Origin of the sequence: Lysinibacillus sp. NPDC097162 (assembly GCF_044762185.1) — a bacterium.
Taxonomy (GTDB): domain Bacteria; phylum Bacillota; class Bacilli; order Bacillales_A; family Planococcaceae; genus Lysinibacillus.
This window is the reverse complement of record NZ_JBIWDT010000011.1, coordinates 17,951-33,651: the sequence shown is the minus strand read 5'-3', so window position 1 is coordinate 33,651 and position 15,701 is coordinate 17,951. Positions and strand designations below refer to the sequence as shown.

The window sequence follows — 15,701 nt, the reverse complement described above, 5'->3', positions numbered from 1 at the left end:
TTATGCGTCAGAAATGGTTGTTATCGATGAAGAAGAAAAGGCGGAAAGAGAGCGTCAGAAAGGAGGAAAATAGATGGCAGTAAATTTAACGGCGGTATTTCGTGTTCGCGACCAAGGCACTTCGAGGCTTCGTCAGATAACGCAAATGATGAATCGCATGAACCAAACAAGCCGAACAACTAGCCAAAGTATGACAGCCGCACAAACAGCGACAAATCGTCTAGGTAACGCAGTATCAACGACCTCAAATCGTATGGGCGGATTTGCTGCGAGAGTTAGTCGGTTGCACGTAAGCTCCAGCGGACTTAGTGCGTCGTTAGGTGGAATGCAAAGCACGCTTATAGGACTCGCGGGGGCTTACTTAACTGCACAAGGCGCAGCTAAAGCATTTGACGCTACAATTGGCGCTGCAGCAAGGTACCAGCAGTCAGAGGTCGCAGTAAAGGCGATATTTAATGACGATGATAAATCTGACGCATATTTAAAATTAGTCGATAAGATGGCGATTGATAGTCCGTTACTCAACTCCACTGAGATGTTAGCATCCTCAAAAGGATTAGTAGCAATGACTAAAAGCGTTGACGAACTCGGGAAAGCATGGTCAATTATCGAAAAATTAATGGTGCTTGATCCAACACAAGGAACTGACGGAGCAGCTTTCGCTTTGAAGGAAATGTTCCAGGGAGATTCACTTTCGATGGTTGAGCGATTCGGGTTGAGTAAAAAGGATTTGAATCGTATAAAGAAACTAGCGATTCCACAACAATTGGCAGAAATTACTAAACTACTCGACGGTATGGGAATTACGCAAAAAACAGTAGAGGCTATGGGCTCGACAACTCTCGGATATTGGTCGCAGATTGGCGAACGTGTCGAGAAGTTTCTTCGTCAAGTAGGTAGTCTCGGAAACTCAAAACTGGGCGACACGTTAGGAAAAATCGTTGACGCATTCGATAACGCAGACTTAGACGGGATTGCTGCGAAACTAGACGAAAAACTCGCAAGCATTGTAGACAAGGCGATAGCCTTTGGTAAATTCGTCTGGAAGTGGAAAGAGCCTATCGCATACGTAGCCGGAGCAATCACCGCAGCATTAGGCGCATTTGCTGTCGTTGGCGTCATCGCAGCATTAGCGAATCCAGTCGGATTAATCGCTGCAGGAATTGCCGCAGCAGCAGTCGGAGTAAAAGCGCTCTATGACAATAGCGAAACGTTTCGAGGCATTATCGGAAGTATTATAGGGAAAGTCAAATCGTTAGTAGGCGCATTTAAAACAGGCGGTACTAGCGGATTAATTGACGCTATATTACCGCCGGACATTGCTAAAAAAGTGAACACAGTCGTTGGCGGAATTAAGTCTAAAATATCCGACTTGATGTCGGCGTTTAAAACAGGTGGAGTAGGTGGACTATTCGACGAGATATTCGGAGAAGGATCGTTCGCTAAGGTAAAAGCGAAATTCGAAGAAGTAAAAGCGTATGTTACCGAAAAAGTGACGCAATTCTCCTCGGTGTTTGGACGTCTAAAAGGCGCGTTTACTCAAATATGGACGACAATTTCTAGCATAATTTCGAACCTTTGGACGGTCATCCAGCCGTATTTGAGCGGACTTTGGAACCTGCTACAAATTCTCGGAGATGTTGCGGTGATAGTCTTTAACAACGTCATTGCTCCAGCGATTTCGCTAATTGCGCAACTATTTTCGACATTGTGGACAATCGTTCAGCCGATTATTAACGGGCTGGCTAAAGGCTTTGAACTATTAACTACGGTAATTAAGTGGTTATGGGATAACGCGTTATGTCCGCTAGTCGAGTTTATCCTAACTGGCGTTAAAGGTGCGTTTGATATACTTTCTGGCGCATTAGCAGGCGTACAAGGATGGTTTGAGACATTGAGTGGGTGGATTTCGACTGTGTACAGTAACATTAAGGATTTCATTGGCTTTATTGGCAACGCTAAACTGCCAGATTGGGCGGTAAATGGAATCCGCACAGGAGTAAATTTTATAGGAAACGTAGCAGGTCTCGGCGGAGACAAAGGCGGTAAGAAATCGCATTATAGCGGATTGGATTCGGTGCCTTATGACGGCTACTCTGCGCGGTTGCATAAAGGGGAGCGCGTACTTACTGCGCGTGAGAATAAGGAATACTTCGAAGGCAACGGCGGGAGTTCAACGAGTGGTGTCGTAATTACCGGCAACAACTTTACTGTACGCGAAGATGCGGACATCGAGAAGATTGCGTATAGTCTTGCGAAATTAATCGAAAGGCAGGCGATGCAAGTTGGCTAAAAATCACGTAGAGTTTTGGCTCAAAGACCGACACAACGTTTATATGCGACTACCAGTCAATCCGGAATCAATTGAGTACTCGTCTCCTTTCGGATTAAATACAGTTAATATTGCGAATCTCGGAGAAGTCGCAATTCCTGGAGAACGAGGATTAAGGCAAGTGTCCTTTTCCTCGTTCTTTCCACGCGATTATAACGCAAGTTATTGCGAATATATGGACTTTCCATTACCGTGGGAATGGGTTAAAAAAATCGAAGAATGGCGAGATGATCGTCGTAATATTCGCTTGATTATCGTCGGCACTCCGATTAGTATTCCAGTATTTGTTGAGGAGTTTACGCTTGTGCCCGAAAAAGCAGGCGCACCAGGCGACGTGTATTACTCAATTTCACTAAAAGAATATCGTCCGATTAAGGCGAAGCAGTTAGTGACTGAAACTAAAACGCCGAAGCAAGAGCAACGTCCAAAAAGCGACAAGGCTCAGCCTAAAACGCACACTGTTGCTAAAGGAGACTCGTTATTTAAAATCGCAAAATCAGTCTATGGAGACGGAAATCAGTGGCGCAAAATTTACGAAGCTAATAAATCCGTCATTGGGAAAAATCCAGACAAAATTTATCCTGGGCAAAAGTTGGTGATAGCGTGAGTATTGGCGTAATTATAAATAACGTTAATGTCTCGACAAACATCGAATCAGTTTCTTTAAGTGGAGATACTTCGAAATTTAATCGTACTCTCACTCTAAAGTTGGTCGCAACCGAAGATGGACGAAAAAGATCGCTGACAATTAACGAAGGCGATCCAATCTCGTTTAGATATGATAGCGTGATACAATTTGTCGGGATTATTTTTGCGTACGAAATATCGTCAAATGGCTCGATTAGCGTTACCGCACACGATAGTAATATCTACTTTGCGAAGTCCAACGATACTAGAATATTCGTAAATAAGAAAGCAAGCGATATTATTCGAATCTTAGCGACCGATTTCGGAGTATGGGTGGGCAGCATCGCTGATACAGGTTACGTAATTCCCTACTTACGCCTCAGTAATAATACGCTACACGATATGATATTAAAAGCATTAACAATAACGCGTAAACAGACAAACAAACGATTTTTCATCGGTAATAAGGGCGGTAAATTAACGCTTACTGAAGGCGCTTCAAATACTAAATATCTTTTTAAGGACGGAGAGAATTTAATTTCTGCGTCCTATTCGCGTTCTATCGAAGATACAAAAACGCAAGTAAAGGTAGTCGGCGGAAAGTCTGGTAAAGAGACGACGGTTATAGCAAAAGACGATGCTAAACGTAAAAAGTACGGAGTATTGCAGGCGCTCGAAGAAATGGACGAAAAGGCAACGCCTGCACAAGTTAAACAACGTGCACAAGCGCTATTAAAAGAGCAATCAGTTGTGGCCGAACAGTTATCCGTAGAAGTTCTAGGCGTTCCAGAAGTTGACGTTGGTACTCCTGTCTACATCGTTAACGGAATGACTTCGACTAACGGAGGCTATTACGTTACATCAGTTAACCACGAATATAGTACAGGATTGCATACTATGTCGCTAGAGTTAACTCGAACTTACGACTTACCAGCTATCGAAATTAGCTCGGACGAGATTACGAGACCTAAACCTAAGACGAAGAAGTCGACTAAGAAAGGGGCAACAAAGAAATGACGCAATTAGAAGGAACGGGTGCAGCACGCTTACTCCAGTTATTTAACGGAGATAAATCGCAACCAACAACAGTTACAAATGCGACTATTCAATCTGTCGCCCCTATCTCGGTTCGAGTCGACGGAGATTCGGTAGATACGCCAGAACAGGGCATTATCGTCGCAGAGCACTTAATAGAGCATACTCGTACAGTCAGCATTACGGGCGGAACAGTTACGGGACAAGTACAAGATACGTATTCGGGTGGCGGCGAGTTAACGTCTTTAAACATCATTGACGGAGAATTGACGTTTAAATGCGATTTAAAAGTAGGCGACCGTGTCATTGTCGCAGTCGTTAATGACGGTCAACTTATTTACGTGTTAGATAAGGCGGTGAGTTAACGTGGCATTGACGCCTATTAATTACGCAGTAATCGACGACGAGCTTTTAACGGAAGAAGTAGAAAATTATGCGGAGCCGTCAATGACTTGGAAAATTGACTTAGAAAACGGCCGCATAAGTTCGTTCATCGACGGAAAAGAGGCTATTCGCCAATATATCCGCAAAGCGTTAATGACTTCTCGTAATCGCTATTTAATTTATAACGATTTTTACGGAGAGGAAATTCGAGATTTAATCGGACATAATTTAACGCCTCAATTAATGAACGTAGAAATCCCGCGACTTGTACGTGAAGCAATCATATATGACGACAGAATATCCGATGTACCTACCGTAGATGTATCGCAATATGGTTCAGACGGCATTCACGTCGCAATAACAGTCGAATTGACTGACGGTGAATTACTAACGGAGGAGGTGGCGATTTAATGGCAATTACACCGCAATTTACAAACGAAACAGAAGAAGCGATACTTGCCCGTATGTTAACGGCTATGCGAGATGATGTCGGAAAAAGACAAGGCGACATAGCTTACGATTTATCCGACCCTGTGGCGCAAGAGTTAGCGCAAGCGTATATAGCACTTGACCAAACGCTCGGCTACGCGTTTCTTAACGAAGATATGCCGTCAGATTTACTAACGTTAGCAGCGTCAGATTTCGGAGTCGACCGTAAGCCTTCGGTAATAGCGAAAGGCGAAGTTACGCTAACTGGTCCGCAAGGTCAATTGGTGCCGAAATCTACGCAAGTTCGGACAGATGACGGCATTTACTTTCAGACAATAAATGACGTAACATTAACGTCTGGAACAGCGAAAACCTCGGTCGAGGCGGTAGTTGGTGGAACTGACGGCAATGTCGATATTGGCGAAATTAATACGGTTGTTGGCGACTTAGCCGGCGTCCTTACCGTTACGAACGAATTAGCGTACGATACTGGCGTAGACGAAGAATCGGACGAATCGTTGTTACAGCGAGTTTATGATAAAGTCCGCAAGCCCGCAACGAGTGGTAACGTATATCACTACGAACAATGGGCGAGAGAGGTAAGCGGAGTAGGTGCTGCACGCGTTTATCCGATATGGAACGGACCTGGCACCGTGAAAGTCGTATTACTTGGCGATGATAAACGAGCGCCTTCACAGCCAGTAATTGACGCCGCTTATGCGCACATTAACGCTGAAAGACCAGTAGGACCTGGCGATGGATTGACCGTTAATGGCGCTACAGAAGTACCGATAAATATTAACGCAAGTTTGACGCTAGCAAGTGGCGCGATAATCGACGAAGTAAAGGCGGATATTGAAAAAGGCGTTCATGCGTATTTAGATTCGCTTGCGTTTAAAGACAATCTAATCCGCTATACACGAATTGCTGCAGTCTTGCTTGATATTCCTCGCGTCATAGACTACGCCAATCTAACTGTAAATGGCGGTACTTCAAATATCGAAATTACTGACGAGCAAGTGGCGGTACTAGGGACGGTGAGTGTCAATGCCGTATGACCGCAGATTACTCGATTATGTACCGTCATACTACGAGGAGTTGCTTGAATCTAGCGAACTACTAAGCGCAGAGGATGCGGAGTTTGCTCGCCTTAATGCTAATATTGACGACTTGCTACTGCAATTCAACGTAAGTACAGCGACTTGGGGATTGCGGGAATGGGAACGTATTTGCGGAATTGCCTCCGATGCTAATAAGACGTTAGGCGAGCGCAGAAGTAACGTAAAAGCTCGTTTGCGTGGGTACGGCGTTGTTACAAAGCAGCACATTAAGAGTGTAGCAGACGGATATTACGGTGGTGAGACGGAAGTTATCGAAAGATTCTCCGAATATATCATCGTTATTAAATTTACGAGCAGTTACGGCATTCCTTCGAACCTATCCGACTTGCAAGGAATCCTACGCGAGATTATTCCGGCACACTTAGCGATAGAGTACGAGTTCAAATTCGTAACTTACGACATTTTAAAAAGCGCATACGCAACGTATAACGATGTCTTGGCGACTGGATTTACGTATGCACAATTAATAACGAATGGAGAGTGATTGAGTGGCGACTCCTAATTATAATTTACCGACAATTAGCGGTAATATGACCGCGGACGTTGTACGTGATATGAACGCGCTGGCTACAGCAACGGACGGGGCGATTAAAGCAGCCGTTAGTAGTATCGACTTATCAAAAATCGAACAAGTTGATGGGCGACTTACTGCGCATTTGGAAGAAAAGGCTAAACACAATCAATTTATTCATGAAGGAAAACTACATCAAATTGGTTTTGGTTACAACCCGACACTAGGTTGCATGACATTTAGCATTCGAGAGGTGATGTAGATGAATATCGATGGAAATTTCCCGAGTTACGAACAGCAAGAAGCTATTAAGACATCTATTGACAACGTAAACACTCAAATTGCAAATAAGAACGCAGGGAAAATATTAAAATCTAAAACTTACACGTCAAACGGCACCTTCACAGTACCTGCGGGTGTGACTGAAATTTATATCACTGGCGGGGGTGCCGGAGGTGGGGGTGCCGGAGGTGGGGGTACTAGTCATGGCACATCCGGAGGGGTAGTTAGTATTGGCTCCTTATTTACTTTATCAGGAGGTAGTGGGGGAGTAGCTGGAAATGCAGGGGCTGCCGCACCATCTGGAGGTCCTGGAGGCTCTTTCGGTGGTCCGCCAATGGGAAGTGTTAGACCTGATGGAGGTAGTGGTGGTTGGTACTCCGGAGGACTTGGATCAACTGTAGCCGTGAATGCATCGACAGAAGGGGGCAAAGGTGCTTATTGTAGTGGTGGAGGCGGATGCGGTGGCAGCGGTGGCGGTGCGGGCGATTTTGTTATAGATAAGGAAATCATTGTAACGCCTTCTGCTGTATATAATATAACTGTAGGGGTCGGGGGCCTAGGTGGGTCTTACAACTCTAGTGGGTATACATCAAAAGGTGGTAGGGGTGGAGATGGAATATTAACAGTGAAATGGTGGGAATGAAAATGAAATTTGCACAAATTTTATACGATAAAGCACATTGGATTTTTGAAGCAGACGAAAAACCAGAGTTTGCACCAAATATTATTTTGGTTGATATTACACACAAACCTACCGTAAAAGAAGGTTGGAATTACAACAGCGAAACTGGTGAGTTTACCGCACCTAACATTCCAGAGCCTATTCCTGTAGAACCTCAACCGACGCTAGAAGAAATGCAGGCACAAACACTTGTTAATACGGAATACTTAATCGCTCGAAGCGGACTAGGTTTATAAGGAGGAAAACAATATGACAGTTTACCAATTATGCGAGTTCCTAATCGAACGAAAGCGCTATATGTACGACGATATGCTAAAAAAAGTAAACGTATTTTACGCTAATAACCAGTTGGCGGACGATGAGTATACGGAATTATTGACAATAATGGACGCACAGAAAACAGTATAAACAACGCAATATTAACGCAAAGGAGGTCGCATTAATGGACGACAATCAACGTCTTATCTCGCTCGAAGGTAAAGTCGGAAACCTCGAAACTCGCGTGGCTGTAGCAGAATCAAATATCGCAGAAATACGCCAGACAATCAGTGGAATCAAGGATAATACGACTTGGATTTTGCGCCTTGTAATCGGAGGACTAGTCGCAGCAGTCATCGCATTCTTAGTTAGCGGTGGCTTTAGCGTATAAGGAGGAAATCGGATGAAAATTAACTTTAAAGTACGCGCAAAGAATCCGCAATTCTGGATTCAGATTGCGCTATCTATCGCAGCGCCCGTATTCGCTTATTACGGAATTACTGGCGCAGATTTGACGACGTGGGAAAGCGTAGGCAATCTCGCAATCGATGCGCTATCTAATCCGTATGTCTTGGCAACTGCGGGCGTGAGCGTATACAACGCACTTAACGATCCAACGACGCGTGGACTATCGGATAGCCGACAAGCAATGTCGTATAATCTGCCGAAAAAGGACGTGAAGTAATGACGAAAGCAATCGTAATTAGTTCGGGACACGGCCAGTATGTGCGTGGAGCAAAGCATTATATCGATGAAGTAGACGAAGCACGTCGAGTAGTCGATACTGTAGCGAAATATCTTCGTGAACGAGGCGCAACAGTTTACGTTTATCATGACGATACAAGTCGAACGCAACGCGATAATCTCAACGCCATTGTTGCGTATCATAACAGTAAGCAGCGAAGTCTCGACGTTAGCGTCCATTTCAACGCTGCGGGAGTAACGGATGCTCCGCGAGGTTGCGAGGTTCTTTATTATGACGCAAAACAAGCTGCAGCTAACGTAAGTAAAGCGATTGCCGTTGCGGGATGCTTCAAAGATCGCGGACCAAAAGAGCGTCGAGATTTAGCGTTCACTTCAAGAACGAACATGCCTGCGCTATTGCTCGAAGTATGCTTTGTAGATAGTAAGGCGGACATCGAGTTATATCAACGTAACTTTGACGCTATTTGCGTAGCTATCGCTGTATCGCTCGCAAAAGAGGCGGGGATTGTGCTTAACGTACCGAGTCAGCCGTCTCCGCCGCAAAAGGAGGAATCTAACATTATGCCACGATTATTGAACGCTACAGGACGTGAAGAAGCGAAAGAATTGATTAAGAAGGCCGTTGCTTGCGGAGTGTTCCAGCAGTCGCATCTAGCGAAATTGGATACTTATGATGACGTCCAATTGATTAGCTATAGTATCGCGTATGTGAACCGAACATCTAAATAACGGATAAAAGACCGCTTGGCTTCGTGCCTTGCGGTCTATTTTTTATTTGCTAAGTAAGAACTTTTGTTCTATCATTATTACAAACGTATGTTCCGAATTGGAGGATAGAAGATGCTTAGTATTGAATTGCGAAAAGAAACGCATAAATTCGTCATTTTAGATTTAGCTCTGCAGTCGTTACAACGCGATTATGCTGCGATTGAAAACTTAAAAATGAGAAATGTCTATTTGCCGATTATTGATAAACTTATAAAGTCAATTCAAAATGATTATTACAACCAAAAACGTATGTTGGCTAAGCAGAAAGTAAACATTCTTAGTTGGGAAAAGATTGACGAACATTTTTCCGATTTAACTATAACTACGCCTGGCGAGGATCAAGTGTTTCGTTATTTAAATATGGCCGTAAAAACGCAAGTGGAAAAGTTACTATTTGAACGACTGAACGTCGAATAGCGAAGTCACTCACGCCATTTCATATCGATAAATTCGCTCACGGCTTCCTTGATACGCGATACTGGGCTTCCGACCTCTGCGAGCACATGCTCCAGTAATGACGCCCACGAGAAGTAGGATTCGCCGACTTTATTAACGTAGCGTAAAATCGCCTGCAGCTCACGCATCTGCGCGTCGTTTAACTCTTCGGTCAAGTATCGCTTAATATACGCATTAACAAAGCGAACGCTTTTCATGCTCATGTCGAGAAGTATCGCTACTGTGCGTGATGGCGTGCAATCTAACGCATAACTAAGTAGCGCTACCGATTCGAATTCTTTTTGAGTAAAACGGATGGTTACGCGTTCACCGCGCACTTTCGGGCGCTTTTCCATCGTTTTATTCGTTATGTTTCCGACAAACATCGTATGACCCATAATTAAGTCGCGCTTGAAATATTTCGATAAGTTTTCGATGGTTCTGCGGTCGTGTAAGACGAGCATCGCCATCTGTTGGCAAACATCTTTTACCGGCGTAAATGTTATATAAGAAATACGATAGAGGACATCTTTTAAATCCATCGGAATAGTGGGCTTCACGTCGCGCTTCTTATCTGACCGTACCGAAAGGGCCTCCCCTACTCTTTTCATTCGTTTTCCGCCTCCCAAAGAGCAATTAACGTAGGGACAGATTCCAGACGTCCCTAGCACGTTTCTATAAAGTATGAGAGACGAGTTTGTCCTATAACCGATTAGAAAATCGAATAATTGGACAGACTGAAAGCAAAGGCGGTGATTTTATTATGGCAACAGAAGATAAAAAACGTGCAATTGTGGACGGTGTTCGTAAAATGTCCGAAAAATACGGCTACCCTACCGTGCCTAAAAAGAAGAAGAAAAAGAAAAAGACCGAGTAGACGTTGCGTTGTCCACTCGGTTTTATTATATCTATTCCGCATCGGCCGAAATTTTCATCGAACCGAATCCTAGTTTCTTTTTAGGTTTAACTTCATTGACTATTACTGCCGGATTAACTCCTCTTTCTGCAATCACTTCGTTTAATAAGCGCTTTACTCGTTCGTCAAATTCTTCTTCTTTTTTTCGATTCATCATGTCGCGAAGTGCCTTCTTAAATAAGGTAGCGCGTGGCATTCCGCTATCCAGAATAAAATCAATCATATCTTGTTCATGTTCTTTTAAAATAACATCAGTTTTTAATTGCGTCACTTTCGTCAACTATATTCACCTCGTTTAAAAGTCCGTATTTATAGTAACCTCGAACGTTTGCTGTTTCGCTATCCTTTACAAATTCAGCGATAGGTATTGCAATTTTAAACTCGTTTTGATTAAGTAAGTTTGCAGTACCACCAGTAACATATATCTTTCTCATACGAGACATCGATTTAAACGTACCTCTTACCGATTGTATAACTTTTCGTGTATATCGTTCACGTTCTTGTTTCACGATGTCTGTCAAGTTAAGGTTGTCTCTACCGTTTGGCGACCAATAGTATGTTGAATCTTCGTGTCCGTCTCGTACCATGCGCTCAACCTCATGTTCAGTTATGCGATGACCGTCTTTGTTGTCATTTACTCGATTACGTATATTAATGAACAACTTGTGTGATCCTTCTTCTAATTGAACGCGGTTATTTGTATCTAAATTCATCTTCTCGAACGCGTCAATTATGATAGTTCCTCCGCCAATATCTACGATTCCTACGTATCCATCTTCGATATCGTTACCGTCGATAACGTCTCCCGTTTCATCAACCATTACGTCTACCGCAGTTCCTACAGGCTGCATAAGAATATATACTTCATGTACACGCACTACGTAAGTTACTCCATCAATTTCCGCGCTACGAACTCCTGTTAAAGCTTCTTTAATGTATTTGAACGTTTCTTCATCGTCGTACTCATTTGTTGGAACGCCTGTAACAACCACAACGTCCAATATCCCGCCCGACGACTCTTTAAAATCTCTTGCTAATTCTGCAAGCGCTAAGTCAGCCAATACTTTAAATTCTCGACTATCGTATCTTTTAGAAAGTCCGAGTGTATCAGTAACATGTTTTCTGCTTACGTCCAGTCCTGTTCCCCATACATACGTGAATCCTTCATCTCGTCCACTTTTATAATCGCCAGTAGTTGCGGCATCGTCTGATTTCACTAATTCAAGAACATTTCTTTTACCGTATTCTGCTACATCTACATAATAACTAGGTAGGACTTTTGTAGCTTTTTCACTTTTCAACTTTACCTGACGATTCCCTAAATCTATTGCAAATAATTTCATTTGTTTCATTTGCTCGCCTCCATATTTTCATCTATACCTGTATTTTATCATAAATTTACATGTACGCAAGTGTTTTTTATGTTCATACATGTATGAGTACCTGTATATTTACATGGTTTCGTACATGTAAAGGCTTTTAAATATAAAAAAGCGCCACCTCATTTTCGAGATAGCGCGCCTGGGGATAAATGAATTTTATGCTTGCATTTCCGTTTTTTGCAGTGTAAAGTTGTGGATAACAACAAATTGAACGGAAAAAGAAAAAAGCCGGCGTGTGAATAAGTGCTACCAACACTTACCACCGTCAACCGCGAACCGAACTCGCGACCAACACTTTACCGGCTAATTTCGTTTACATACATATAATATAGACATTGTATCATCTATTTATGCGTAAGTAAAGCGATTTTAGCAAAATAAAGCGTTTGTGTCGTAAGTAAATTGCGATACGGACGCTTTTTTCGTTTTCTCAAATGGAGGATAACGAATATGAACACAATTACATACGCAAAGGAACGTAATTACGACTTACTATCGAAATTTACGGACATTAGCGATTTCAATAATAACTTTGAACAAGCGATGATCGACGTTAAGTCCGAGTTTACAAAATCGGAATACATCGCGCTAAATAAATTACGCAAGTTCGCTGCCAATGTCGTAGGTGTCGCATGGTGCAAGATTCAGAAGGCCGTAGCAAGCACGCACGCTAGCGAAATGGTTGGCGTTAGTCGCTCGACATTTGACAGGATGCTGCGTAAAGCTCGTAAGCTAAACCTAATTACCGTTATTAATACGCAAAAGGCGAACAACTACCAGGCGCACAATATCTTCGTATTCAATCGCGTGGATGAATTAAAGTTGCCAAACGAAATTAACGAAATTGTTTCCGATTCCCACACAATTGACGTATCAACAGCGAGTAAATTGACGGAGCCAGAAGCTATTAATCTTTCTGAACTACCGTTACAAAAACAAGTAAAAGATAATAAAAAGACGCTTATAAGCGATTCTATAAATATCGAAGATCAGCGCGATTATATCGAAAAGTACGCAACTAACGAGTATCAGATTGCGACGTTCAAGCTAATCGAATCAATGCCGATGTCTGCCGAAATTAAAGCGAAAGCGCACGTTATAGCATTACGTATAGGCTCCGATGCGACTATTACGGACTTCATTCGAGCAAAATCCGTGCTACTTAATATGTCCGTTGCATCGGCGGGAGGTACGGCGTTTGATAACGTTGTAGGTGCGTTTACAAGTGCGTACAATAGCGCTTCGAATCGTCCGAAGGCAGTCGATAAGCCTGCGATTGTTGAGGCGAAAAACGAGCGCAAGATTCCGTTCTATAACTGGCTGAAAGAGCGCAGCCATGCATCTGGACGAGCGGTATATAACTGGCTAACTGGCGAATAAAAAAGACGCCTTAATTGGCGTCCTTATCTTCGTCGTCTCTTACGTATATCATGACGTCATCTAGCGAGTGTTTTACGCCAGTAAGTCGTTCTAATGCGGGGATGATGCGTTCTACCATTTCGATGTTCACTCGCTTGATCGTACCGTGACATAGCTGGTGGATTGTTGCGGCTCTAGTGTTAGATTCTTCTGCGAGTTGTATCTGTGGTATATCGTATTTATGTAGCGTGTTTGCGAGTGTAAATCGTATTGCCAACGTAAATCATCTCCTATTCAATCTTTGTCGTACGGATATTTCTCGATATTTTGCGTCCAATATTTCGGTATTAGGGCGACTTCATAAAAACCGGCTGCACCGTTCAATTTCCGCGGATCACCTGCTATTCCGAAATCTTCGAATAACTTTTTAACGTTTTTAGCGTCAATTGGAATTAGCTTTAATCGTGCGATTTGTCCGTCTTTAAAGATGATGCTTGCGTTTCTGAATTTGTCCGTATCAGCTAACGAATAGTAATCTGCGGTATCTGTACGATTTCCTACGAAAGTGAATGTTCCGTTTATGAACGGCTCGACTGACGGCTCAACTTCGAAATTTTCTAATACTTCGTCTTTTGTTAACGGAGAGCCGATCTCTGGCTCCGTTTTACTATGAGTTTTTTCGGATTTCACCTCTATATTCGACTCTTTTTTTACAACTTCTGCATTTTTATCATCTGGCGGTTCGGGTAATATAATGCCCAAAATTACTAGGAATACAAATACGCCTGCCCAAACTTGCCAGCGTTTAAACCACGGCTTCCTCGATTTGTTATTCATATATTCCTCCATTACATTTAATTTCCTTATATACGTATATTTTACGATATAGTTCGTAGGTATTTAGCCTTATTTTAAATTTAATACGAAAAGCTGTCCCAAAAGTTTCCGAATTAGTGTGCAGTTATAGGTAAGGAGGCGAGATAATGACGGCTGAAAACATTCAAGATTTAATGGATGCTGGACTTAGTATTAGAAAAATTGCTGAAAAGTTTAAAGTTCATCATTCGAAAATAAGTAGAATTATTGCACGTTTCAATCTCGAATGGTATATAGCTTTCGATGAATTTCATACCGAGCATCCAAAACTGTGGAACTTCGATGAAGATTATCGTATATCTAAATGTGAATTTGGATACTTATCAAAATACGAATGCATGCAAGATGTCATTAGTAAATTCGTTAGCGACCATGAGCCGGACGAGATTACTTCACAATTACTTAAAAAGCACAGAATTGTAGAGAGCTACATCTATTGTTTGTTTGATAATTTGCAAGCGTTCTACGATTATTACAAATTGGACGGAATGTATATTTCGTACAGTAGGCAGTCTAAGCTTGGGACATATTCTCGATTAGGCCATGAATTTGAACGGTTAGTGGAGCGAGCGTTGAAAGATAGTGGTGTTTATTTTGATAGGCACCCAACGATAGAGGATTGTCGTCCGGACTTTGTTAGTGGGGAGGTATGGTACGACGCTAAGTTATCAAGGAGTACAGTTCTCAATCGGGGATGTGAAACTATTGAAAAATACCGTAAGCACACGGATTATCTTACTATTATATACGGAATAGACGATACTGTGGCAGCCGATCCGCGAGCAACTTTTGTTCATATCTCGCAGTATAAACAGTTTGTCAGCGTAACGCTTCAACGTGAAATTGACGCTTTTATTCGCAAAGCAAACATGATTAAAATTGGAGATGTCGCAATATGCAAGTAATCGACTATCGCACAACCAAATTCGTAATGATTCCGCAGTCACTAGCGCGAGATAAAACGCTATCTCACCGTGACAAAATCGTATATATGACGCTCTGCTTATATTCGGACAACGCAAGTAAACAGTCGTATCCAAGCGCACAAACTATAGCAGACGTTGCGGGAATAGGACGTAATGGAGTATTTAAGGCGTTTGCGGCGTTGGAGAAATTGGGATATATTCGCCGAGAAAAGAGAACTTATAAAGGCGGAAAGCAGACGACGAATACCTACTATTTACTCGACAAATAACGTTAGGGGTCTCCGTTTGGATACACGAACTATACTACTTTCTTTTTAACTAAACTACTATCTTTAAAAGATTAACGAGTCTTTATGCTAACGCATAAATCCTCTATGTCGCTATCGCTCCATATCAACTATTGATATAACGATATAATCGCAATCTAAAAGCATTACGCCAAAGATAATAAGGAGGTAATTATCGTAATGATCGGAGTTAATCGTAATAACACGCAATTACAACAAACACGCTGCGACCACGTATTCAGCTATATAATGCAAGATGGCGTCCATATCTTCAAATGCGAAAACTGTTCGCTAGAACAACGCTTCACTGGCGATAGTAAGTTAGCGGAACATAGCGACATCAAAACGCCTTTATAAACGTGGCTAAAAACGGTTTTAATTCGCAA

24 protein-coding genes are annotated in these 15,701 nt (G+C 42.5%); 20 read left to right on the top strand and 4 right to left on the bottom strand.

What is annotated here, in order from left to right:
• Nucleotides 1-73: 73 nt before the first annotated feature.
• The 15 genes from ACIQXW_RS23490 to ACIQXW_RS23420 all read left to right on the top strand — a co-directional run bounded on the left by ACIQXW_RS23490 (nt 74) and on the right by ACIQXW_RS23420 (nt 9,551).
• The gene (locus ACIQXW_RS23490) at nt 74-2,293 is read left to right on the top strand and encodes a phage tail protein (protein WP_402766103.1); all 2,220 of its coding nucleotides are present in this window, start codon (nt 74-76) and stop codon (nt 2,291-2,293) included.
• A complete protein-coding gene (locus tag ACIQXW_RS23485; protein ID WP_402766100.1) occupies nt 2,286-2,939 on the top strand; it encodes a LysM peptidoglycan-binding domain-containing protein in 654 nt (217 codons plus the stop codon). Before ACIQXW_RS23490 ends, ACIQXW_RS23485 begins: the two co-directional genes overlap by 8 nt.
• Nucleotides 2,936-3,976, top strand: coding sequence for an XkdQ/YqbQ family protein (locus ACIQXW_RS23480; protein ID WP_402766097.1), 1,041 nt, complete (start codon nt 2,936-2,938; stop codon nt 3,974-3,976). Before ACIQXW_RS23485 ends, ACIQXW_RS23480 begins: the two co-directional genes overlap by 4 nt.
• Nucleotides 3,973-4,359, top strand: coding sequence for a DUF2577 family protein (locus ACIQXW_RS23475; protein ID WP_402766094.1), 387 nt, complete (start codon nt 3,973-3,975; stop codon nt 4,357-4,359). Before ACIQXW_RS23480 ends, ACIQXW_RS23475 begins: the two co-directional genes overlap by 4 nt.
• 1 nt (nt 4,360) lies before the next feature.
• Complete coding sequence (locus ACIQXW_RS23470; RefSeq protein ID WP_402766091.1) at nt 4,361-4,789, top strand: DUF2634 domain-containing protein; 429 nt, start codon at nt 4,361-4,363, stop codon at nt 4,787-4,789.
• The gene (locus ACIQXW_RS23465; RefSeq protein WP_402766088.1) at nt 4,789-5,865 is read left to right on the top strand and encodes a baseplate J/gp47 family protein; all 1,077 of its coding nucleotides are present in this window, start codon (nt 4,789-4,791) and stop codon (nt 5,863-5,865) included. Before ACIQXW_RS23470 ends, ACIQXW_RS23465 begins: the two co-directional genes overlap by 1 nt.
• Complete coding sequence (locus ACIQXW_RS23460) at nt 5,855-6,412, top strand: putative phage tail protein (protein ID WP_402766085.1); 558 nt, start codon at nt 5,855-5,857, stop codon at nt 6,410-6,412. Before ACIQXW_RS23465 ends, ACIQXW_RS23460 begins: the two co-directional genes overlap by 11 nt.
• A gap of 4 nt (nt 6,413-6,416) precedes the next feature.
• The gene (locus ACIQXW_RS23455) at nt 6,417-6,701 is read left to right on the top strand and encodes a hypothetical protein (RefSeq protein WP_402766083.1); all 285 of its coding nucleotides are present in this window, start codon (nt 6,417-6,419) and stop codon (nt 6,699-6,701) included.
• Nucleotides 6,702-7,364 (top strand): hypothetical protein, encoded by a 663-nt coding sequence (locus tag ACIQXW_RS23450; protein ID WP_402766080.1) that lies wholly within the window; start codon nt 6,702-6,704, stop codon nt 7,362-7,364.
• Nucleotides 7,365-7,366: 2 nt separating this feature from the next.
• Nucleotides 7,367-7,639, top strand: a complete 273-nt coding sequence (locus tag ACIQXW_RS23445; RefSeq protein WP_402766077.1) for a hypothetical protein — start codon at nt 7,367-7,369, stop codon at nt 7,637-7,639.
• 13 nt (nt 7,640-7,652) lie between these two features.
• Nucleotides 7,653-7,811, top strand: coding sequence for a hypothetical protein (locus tag ACIQXW_RS23440; protein ID WP_402766075.1), 159 nt, complete (start codon nt 7,653-7,655; stop codon nt 7,809-7,811).
• A gap of 34 nt (nt 7,812-7,845) precedes the next feature.
• Nucleotides 7,846-8,052 (top strand): hemolysin XhlA family protein, encoded by a 207-nt coding sequence (locus tag ACIQXW_RS23435; protein ID WP_402766073.1) that lies wholly within the window; start codon nt 7,846-7,848, stop codon nt 8,050-8,052.
• 12 nt (nt 8,053-8,064) lie between these two features.
• Entirely contained in the window at nt 8,065-8,346 is a 282-nt protein-coding gene (locus tag ACIQXW_RS23430; protein WP_402766070.1) for a phage holin family protein, read from the top strand.
• Nucleotides 8,346-9,095, top strand: coding sequence for an N-acetylmuramoyl-L-alanine amidase (locus tag ACIQXW_RS23425; protein WP_402766067.1), 750 nt, complete (start codon nt 8,346-8,348; stop codon nt 9,093-9,095). Before ACIQXW_RS23430 ends, ACIQXW_RS23425 begins: the two co-directional genes overlap by 1 nt.
• 111 nt (nt 9,096-9,206) lie before the next feature.
• Nucleotides 9,207-9,551, top strand: coding sequence for a YhjD family protein (locus ACIQXW_RS23420; protein ID WP_402766064.1), 345 nt, complete (start codon nt 9,207-9,209; stop codon nt 9,549-9,551).
• Nucleotides 9,552-9,556: 5 nt separating this feature from the next.
• Here the strand turns inward: ACIQXW_RS23420 and ACIQXW_RS23415 are convergent, their stop codons facing one another.
• A complete protein-coding gene (locus ACIQXW_RS23415) occupies nt 9,557-10,180 on the bottom strand; it encodes a hypothetical protein (protein ID WP_402766062.1) in 624 nt (207 codons plus the stop codon).
• Between the two features lie 86 nt (nt 10,181-10,266).
• On the opposite strand from ACIQXW_RS23415, the gene ACIQXW_RS23410 reads away from it, so the two are divergent.
• Nucleotides 10,267-10,446, top strand: a complete 180-nt coding sequence (locus ACIQXW_RS23410; RefSeq protein ID WP_402766059.1) for a hypothetical protein — start codon at nt 10,267-10,269, stop codon at nt 10,444-10,446.
• A gap of 31 nt (nt 10,447-10,477) precedes the next feature.
• Here ACIQXW_RS23410 and ACIQXW_RS23405 read toward each other — a convergent pair whose 3' ends face one another.
• Together ACIQXW_RS23405 and ACIQXW_RS23400 are read right to left on the bottom strand one after the other, a co-directional pair.
• Nucleotides 10,478-10,765, bottom strand: coding sequence for a hypothetical protein (locus tag ACIQXW_RS23405; protein WP_402766056.1), 288 nt, complete (start codon nt 10,763-10,765; stop codon nt 10,478-10,480).
• Nucleotides 10,737-11,837 carry a ParM/StbA family protein gene (locus ACIQXW_RS23400; protein WP_402766053.1) on the bottom strand — a complete coding sequence of 367 codons (1,101 nt, stop codon included), beginning with the start codon at nt 11,835-11,837 and terminating at the stop codon, nt 10,737-10,739. Before ACIQXW_RS23400 ends, ACIQXW_RS23405 begins: the two co-directional genes overlap by 29 nt.
• 480 nt (nt 11,838-12,317) lie before the next feature.
• On the opposite strand from ACIQXW_RS23400, the gene ACIQXW_RS23395 reads away from it, so the two are divergent.
• The gene (locus ACIQXW_RS23395; protein ID WP_402766051.1) at nt 12,318-13,247 is read left to right on the top strand and encodes a hypothetical protein; all 930 of its coding nucleotides are present in this window, start codon (nt 12,318-12,320) and stop codon (nt 13,245-13,247) included.
• Nucleotides 13,248-13,520: 273 nt separating this feature from the next.
• On the opposite strand, the gene ACIQXW_RS23390 is transcribed toward ACIQXW_RS23395, so the two are convergent.
• Nucleotides 13,521-14,063, bottom strand: a complete 543-nt coding sequence (locus tag ACIQXW_RS23390; RefSeq protein WP_402766049.1) for a hypothetical protein — start codon at nt 14,061-14,063, stop codon at nt 13,521-13,523.
• 146 nt (nt 14,064-14,209) lie between these two features.
• On the opposite strand from ACIQXW_RS23390, the gene ACIQXW_RS23385 reads away from it, so the two are divergent.
• The 3 genes from ACIQXW_RS23385 (at nt 14,210) to ACIQXW_RS23375 (ending at nt 15,672) form a co-directional block, all read left to right on the top strand.
• Nucleotides 14,210-15,007 (top strand): hypothetical protein, encoded by a 798-nt coding sequence (locus ACIQXW_RS23385; protein ID WP_402766046.1) that lies wholly within the window; start codon nt 14,210-14,212, stop codon nt 15,005-15,007.
• The gene (locus tag ACIQXW_RS23380; RefSeq protein WP_402766043.1) at nt 14,998-15,297 is read left to right on the top strand and encodes a helix-turn-helix domain-containing protein; all 300 of its coding nucleotides are present in this window, start codon (nt 14,998-15,000) and stop codon (nt 15,295-15,297) included. The genes ACIQXW_RS23385 and ACIQXW_RS23380 overlap by 10 nt, the downstream gene beginning before the upstream one ends.
• A gap of 198 nt (nt 15,298-15,495) precedes the next feature.
• Nucleotides 15,496-15,672 (top strand): hypothetical protein, encoded by a 177-nt coding sequence (locus tag ACIQXW_RS23375; RefSeq protein WP_402766040.1) that lies wholly within the window; start codon nt 15,496-15,498, stop codon nt 15,670-15,672.
• Nucleotides 15,673-15,701 lie beyond the last annotated feature (29 nt).

Coding starts and splice junctions, on each gene's coding strand:
- ACIQXW_RS23450 (WP_402766080.1), top strand. CDS start 6,702: ATGAATATCGATGGAAATTTCCCGAGTTACGAACAGCAAGAAGCTATT.
- ACIQXW_RS23435 (WP_402766073.1), top strand. CDS start 7,846: ATGGACGACAATCAACGTCTTATCTCGCTCGAAGGTAAAGTCGGAAAC.
- ACIQXW_RS23390 (WP_402766049.1), bottom strand. CDS start 14,063: ATGAATAACAAATCGAGGAAGCCGTGGTTTAAACGCTGGCAAGTTTGG.
- ACIQXW_RS23465 (WP_402766088.1), top strand. CDS start 4,789: ATGGCAATTACACCGCAATTTACAAACGAAACAGAAGAAGCGATACTT.
- ACIQXW_RS23415 (WP_402766062.1), bottom strand. CDS start 10,180: ATGAAAAGAGTAGGGGAGGCCCTTTCGGTACGGTCAGATAAGAAGCGC.
- ACIQXW_RS23400 (WP_402766053.1), bottom strand. CDS start 11,837: ATGAAACAAATGAAATTATTTGCAATAGATTTAGGGAATCGTCAGGTA.
- ACIQXW_RS23385 (WP_402766046.1), top strand. CDS start 14,210: ATGACGGCTGAAAACATTCAAGATTTAATGGATGCTGGACTTAGTATT.
- ACIQXW_RS23445 (WP_402766077.1), top strand. CDS start 7,367: ATGAAATTTGCACAAATTTTATACGATAAAGCACATTGGATTTTTGAA.
- ACIQXW_RS23430 (WP_402766070.1), top strand. CDS start 8,065: ATGAAAATTAACTTTAAAGTACGCGCAAAGAATCCGCAATTCTGGATT.
- ACIQXW_RS23425 (WP_402766067.1), top strand. CDS start 8,346: ATGACGAAAGCAATCGTAATTAGTTCGGGACACGGCCAGTATGTGCGT.
- ACIQXW_RS23395 (WP_402766051.1), top strand. CDS start 12,318: ATGAACACAATTACATACGCAAAGGAACGTAATTACGACTTACTATCG.
- ACIQXW_RS23440 (WP_402766075.1), top strand. CDS start 7,653: ATGACAGTTTACCAATTATGCGAGTTCCTAATCGAACGAAAGCGCTAT.
- ACIQXW_RS23475 (WP_402766094.1), top strand. CDS start 3,973: ATGACGCAATTAGAAGGAACGGGTGCAGCACGCTTACTCCAGTTATTT.
- ACIQXW_RS23375 (WP_402766040.1), top strand. CDS start 15,496: ATGATCGGAGTTAATCGTAATAACACGCAATTACAACAAACACGCTGC.
- ACIQXW_RS23380 (WP_402766043.1), top strand. CDS start 14,998: ATGCAAGTAATCGACTATCGCACAACCAAATTCGTAATGATTCCGCAG.
- ACIQXW_RS23490 (WP_402766103.1), top strand. CDS start 74: ATGGCAGTAAATTTAACGGCGGTATTTCGTGTTCGCGACCAAGGCACT.
- ACIQXW_RS23460 (WP_402766085.1), top strand. CDS start 5,855: ATGCCGTATGACCGCAGATTACTCGATTATGTACCGTCATACTACGAG.
- ACIQXW_RS23420 (WP_402766064.1), top strand. CDS start 9,207: ATGCTTAGTATTGAATTGCGAAAAGAAACGCATAAATTCGTCATTTTA.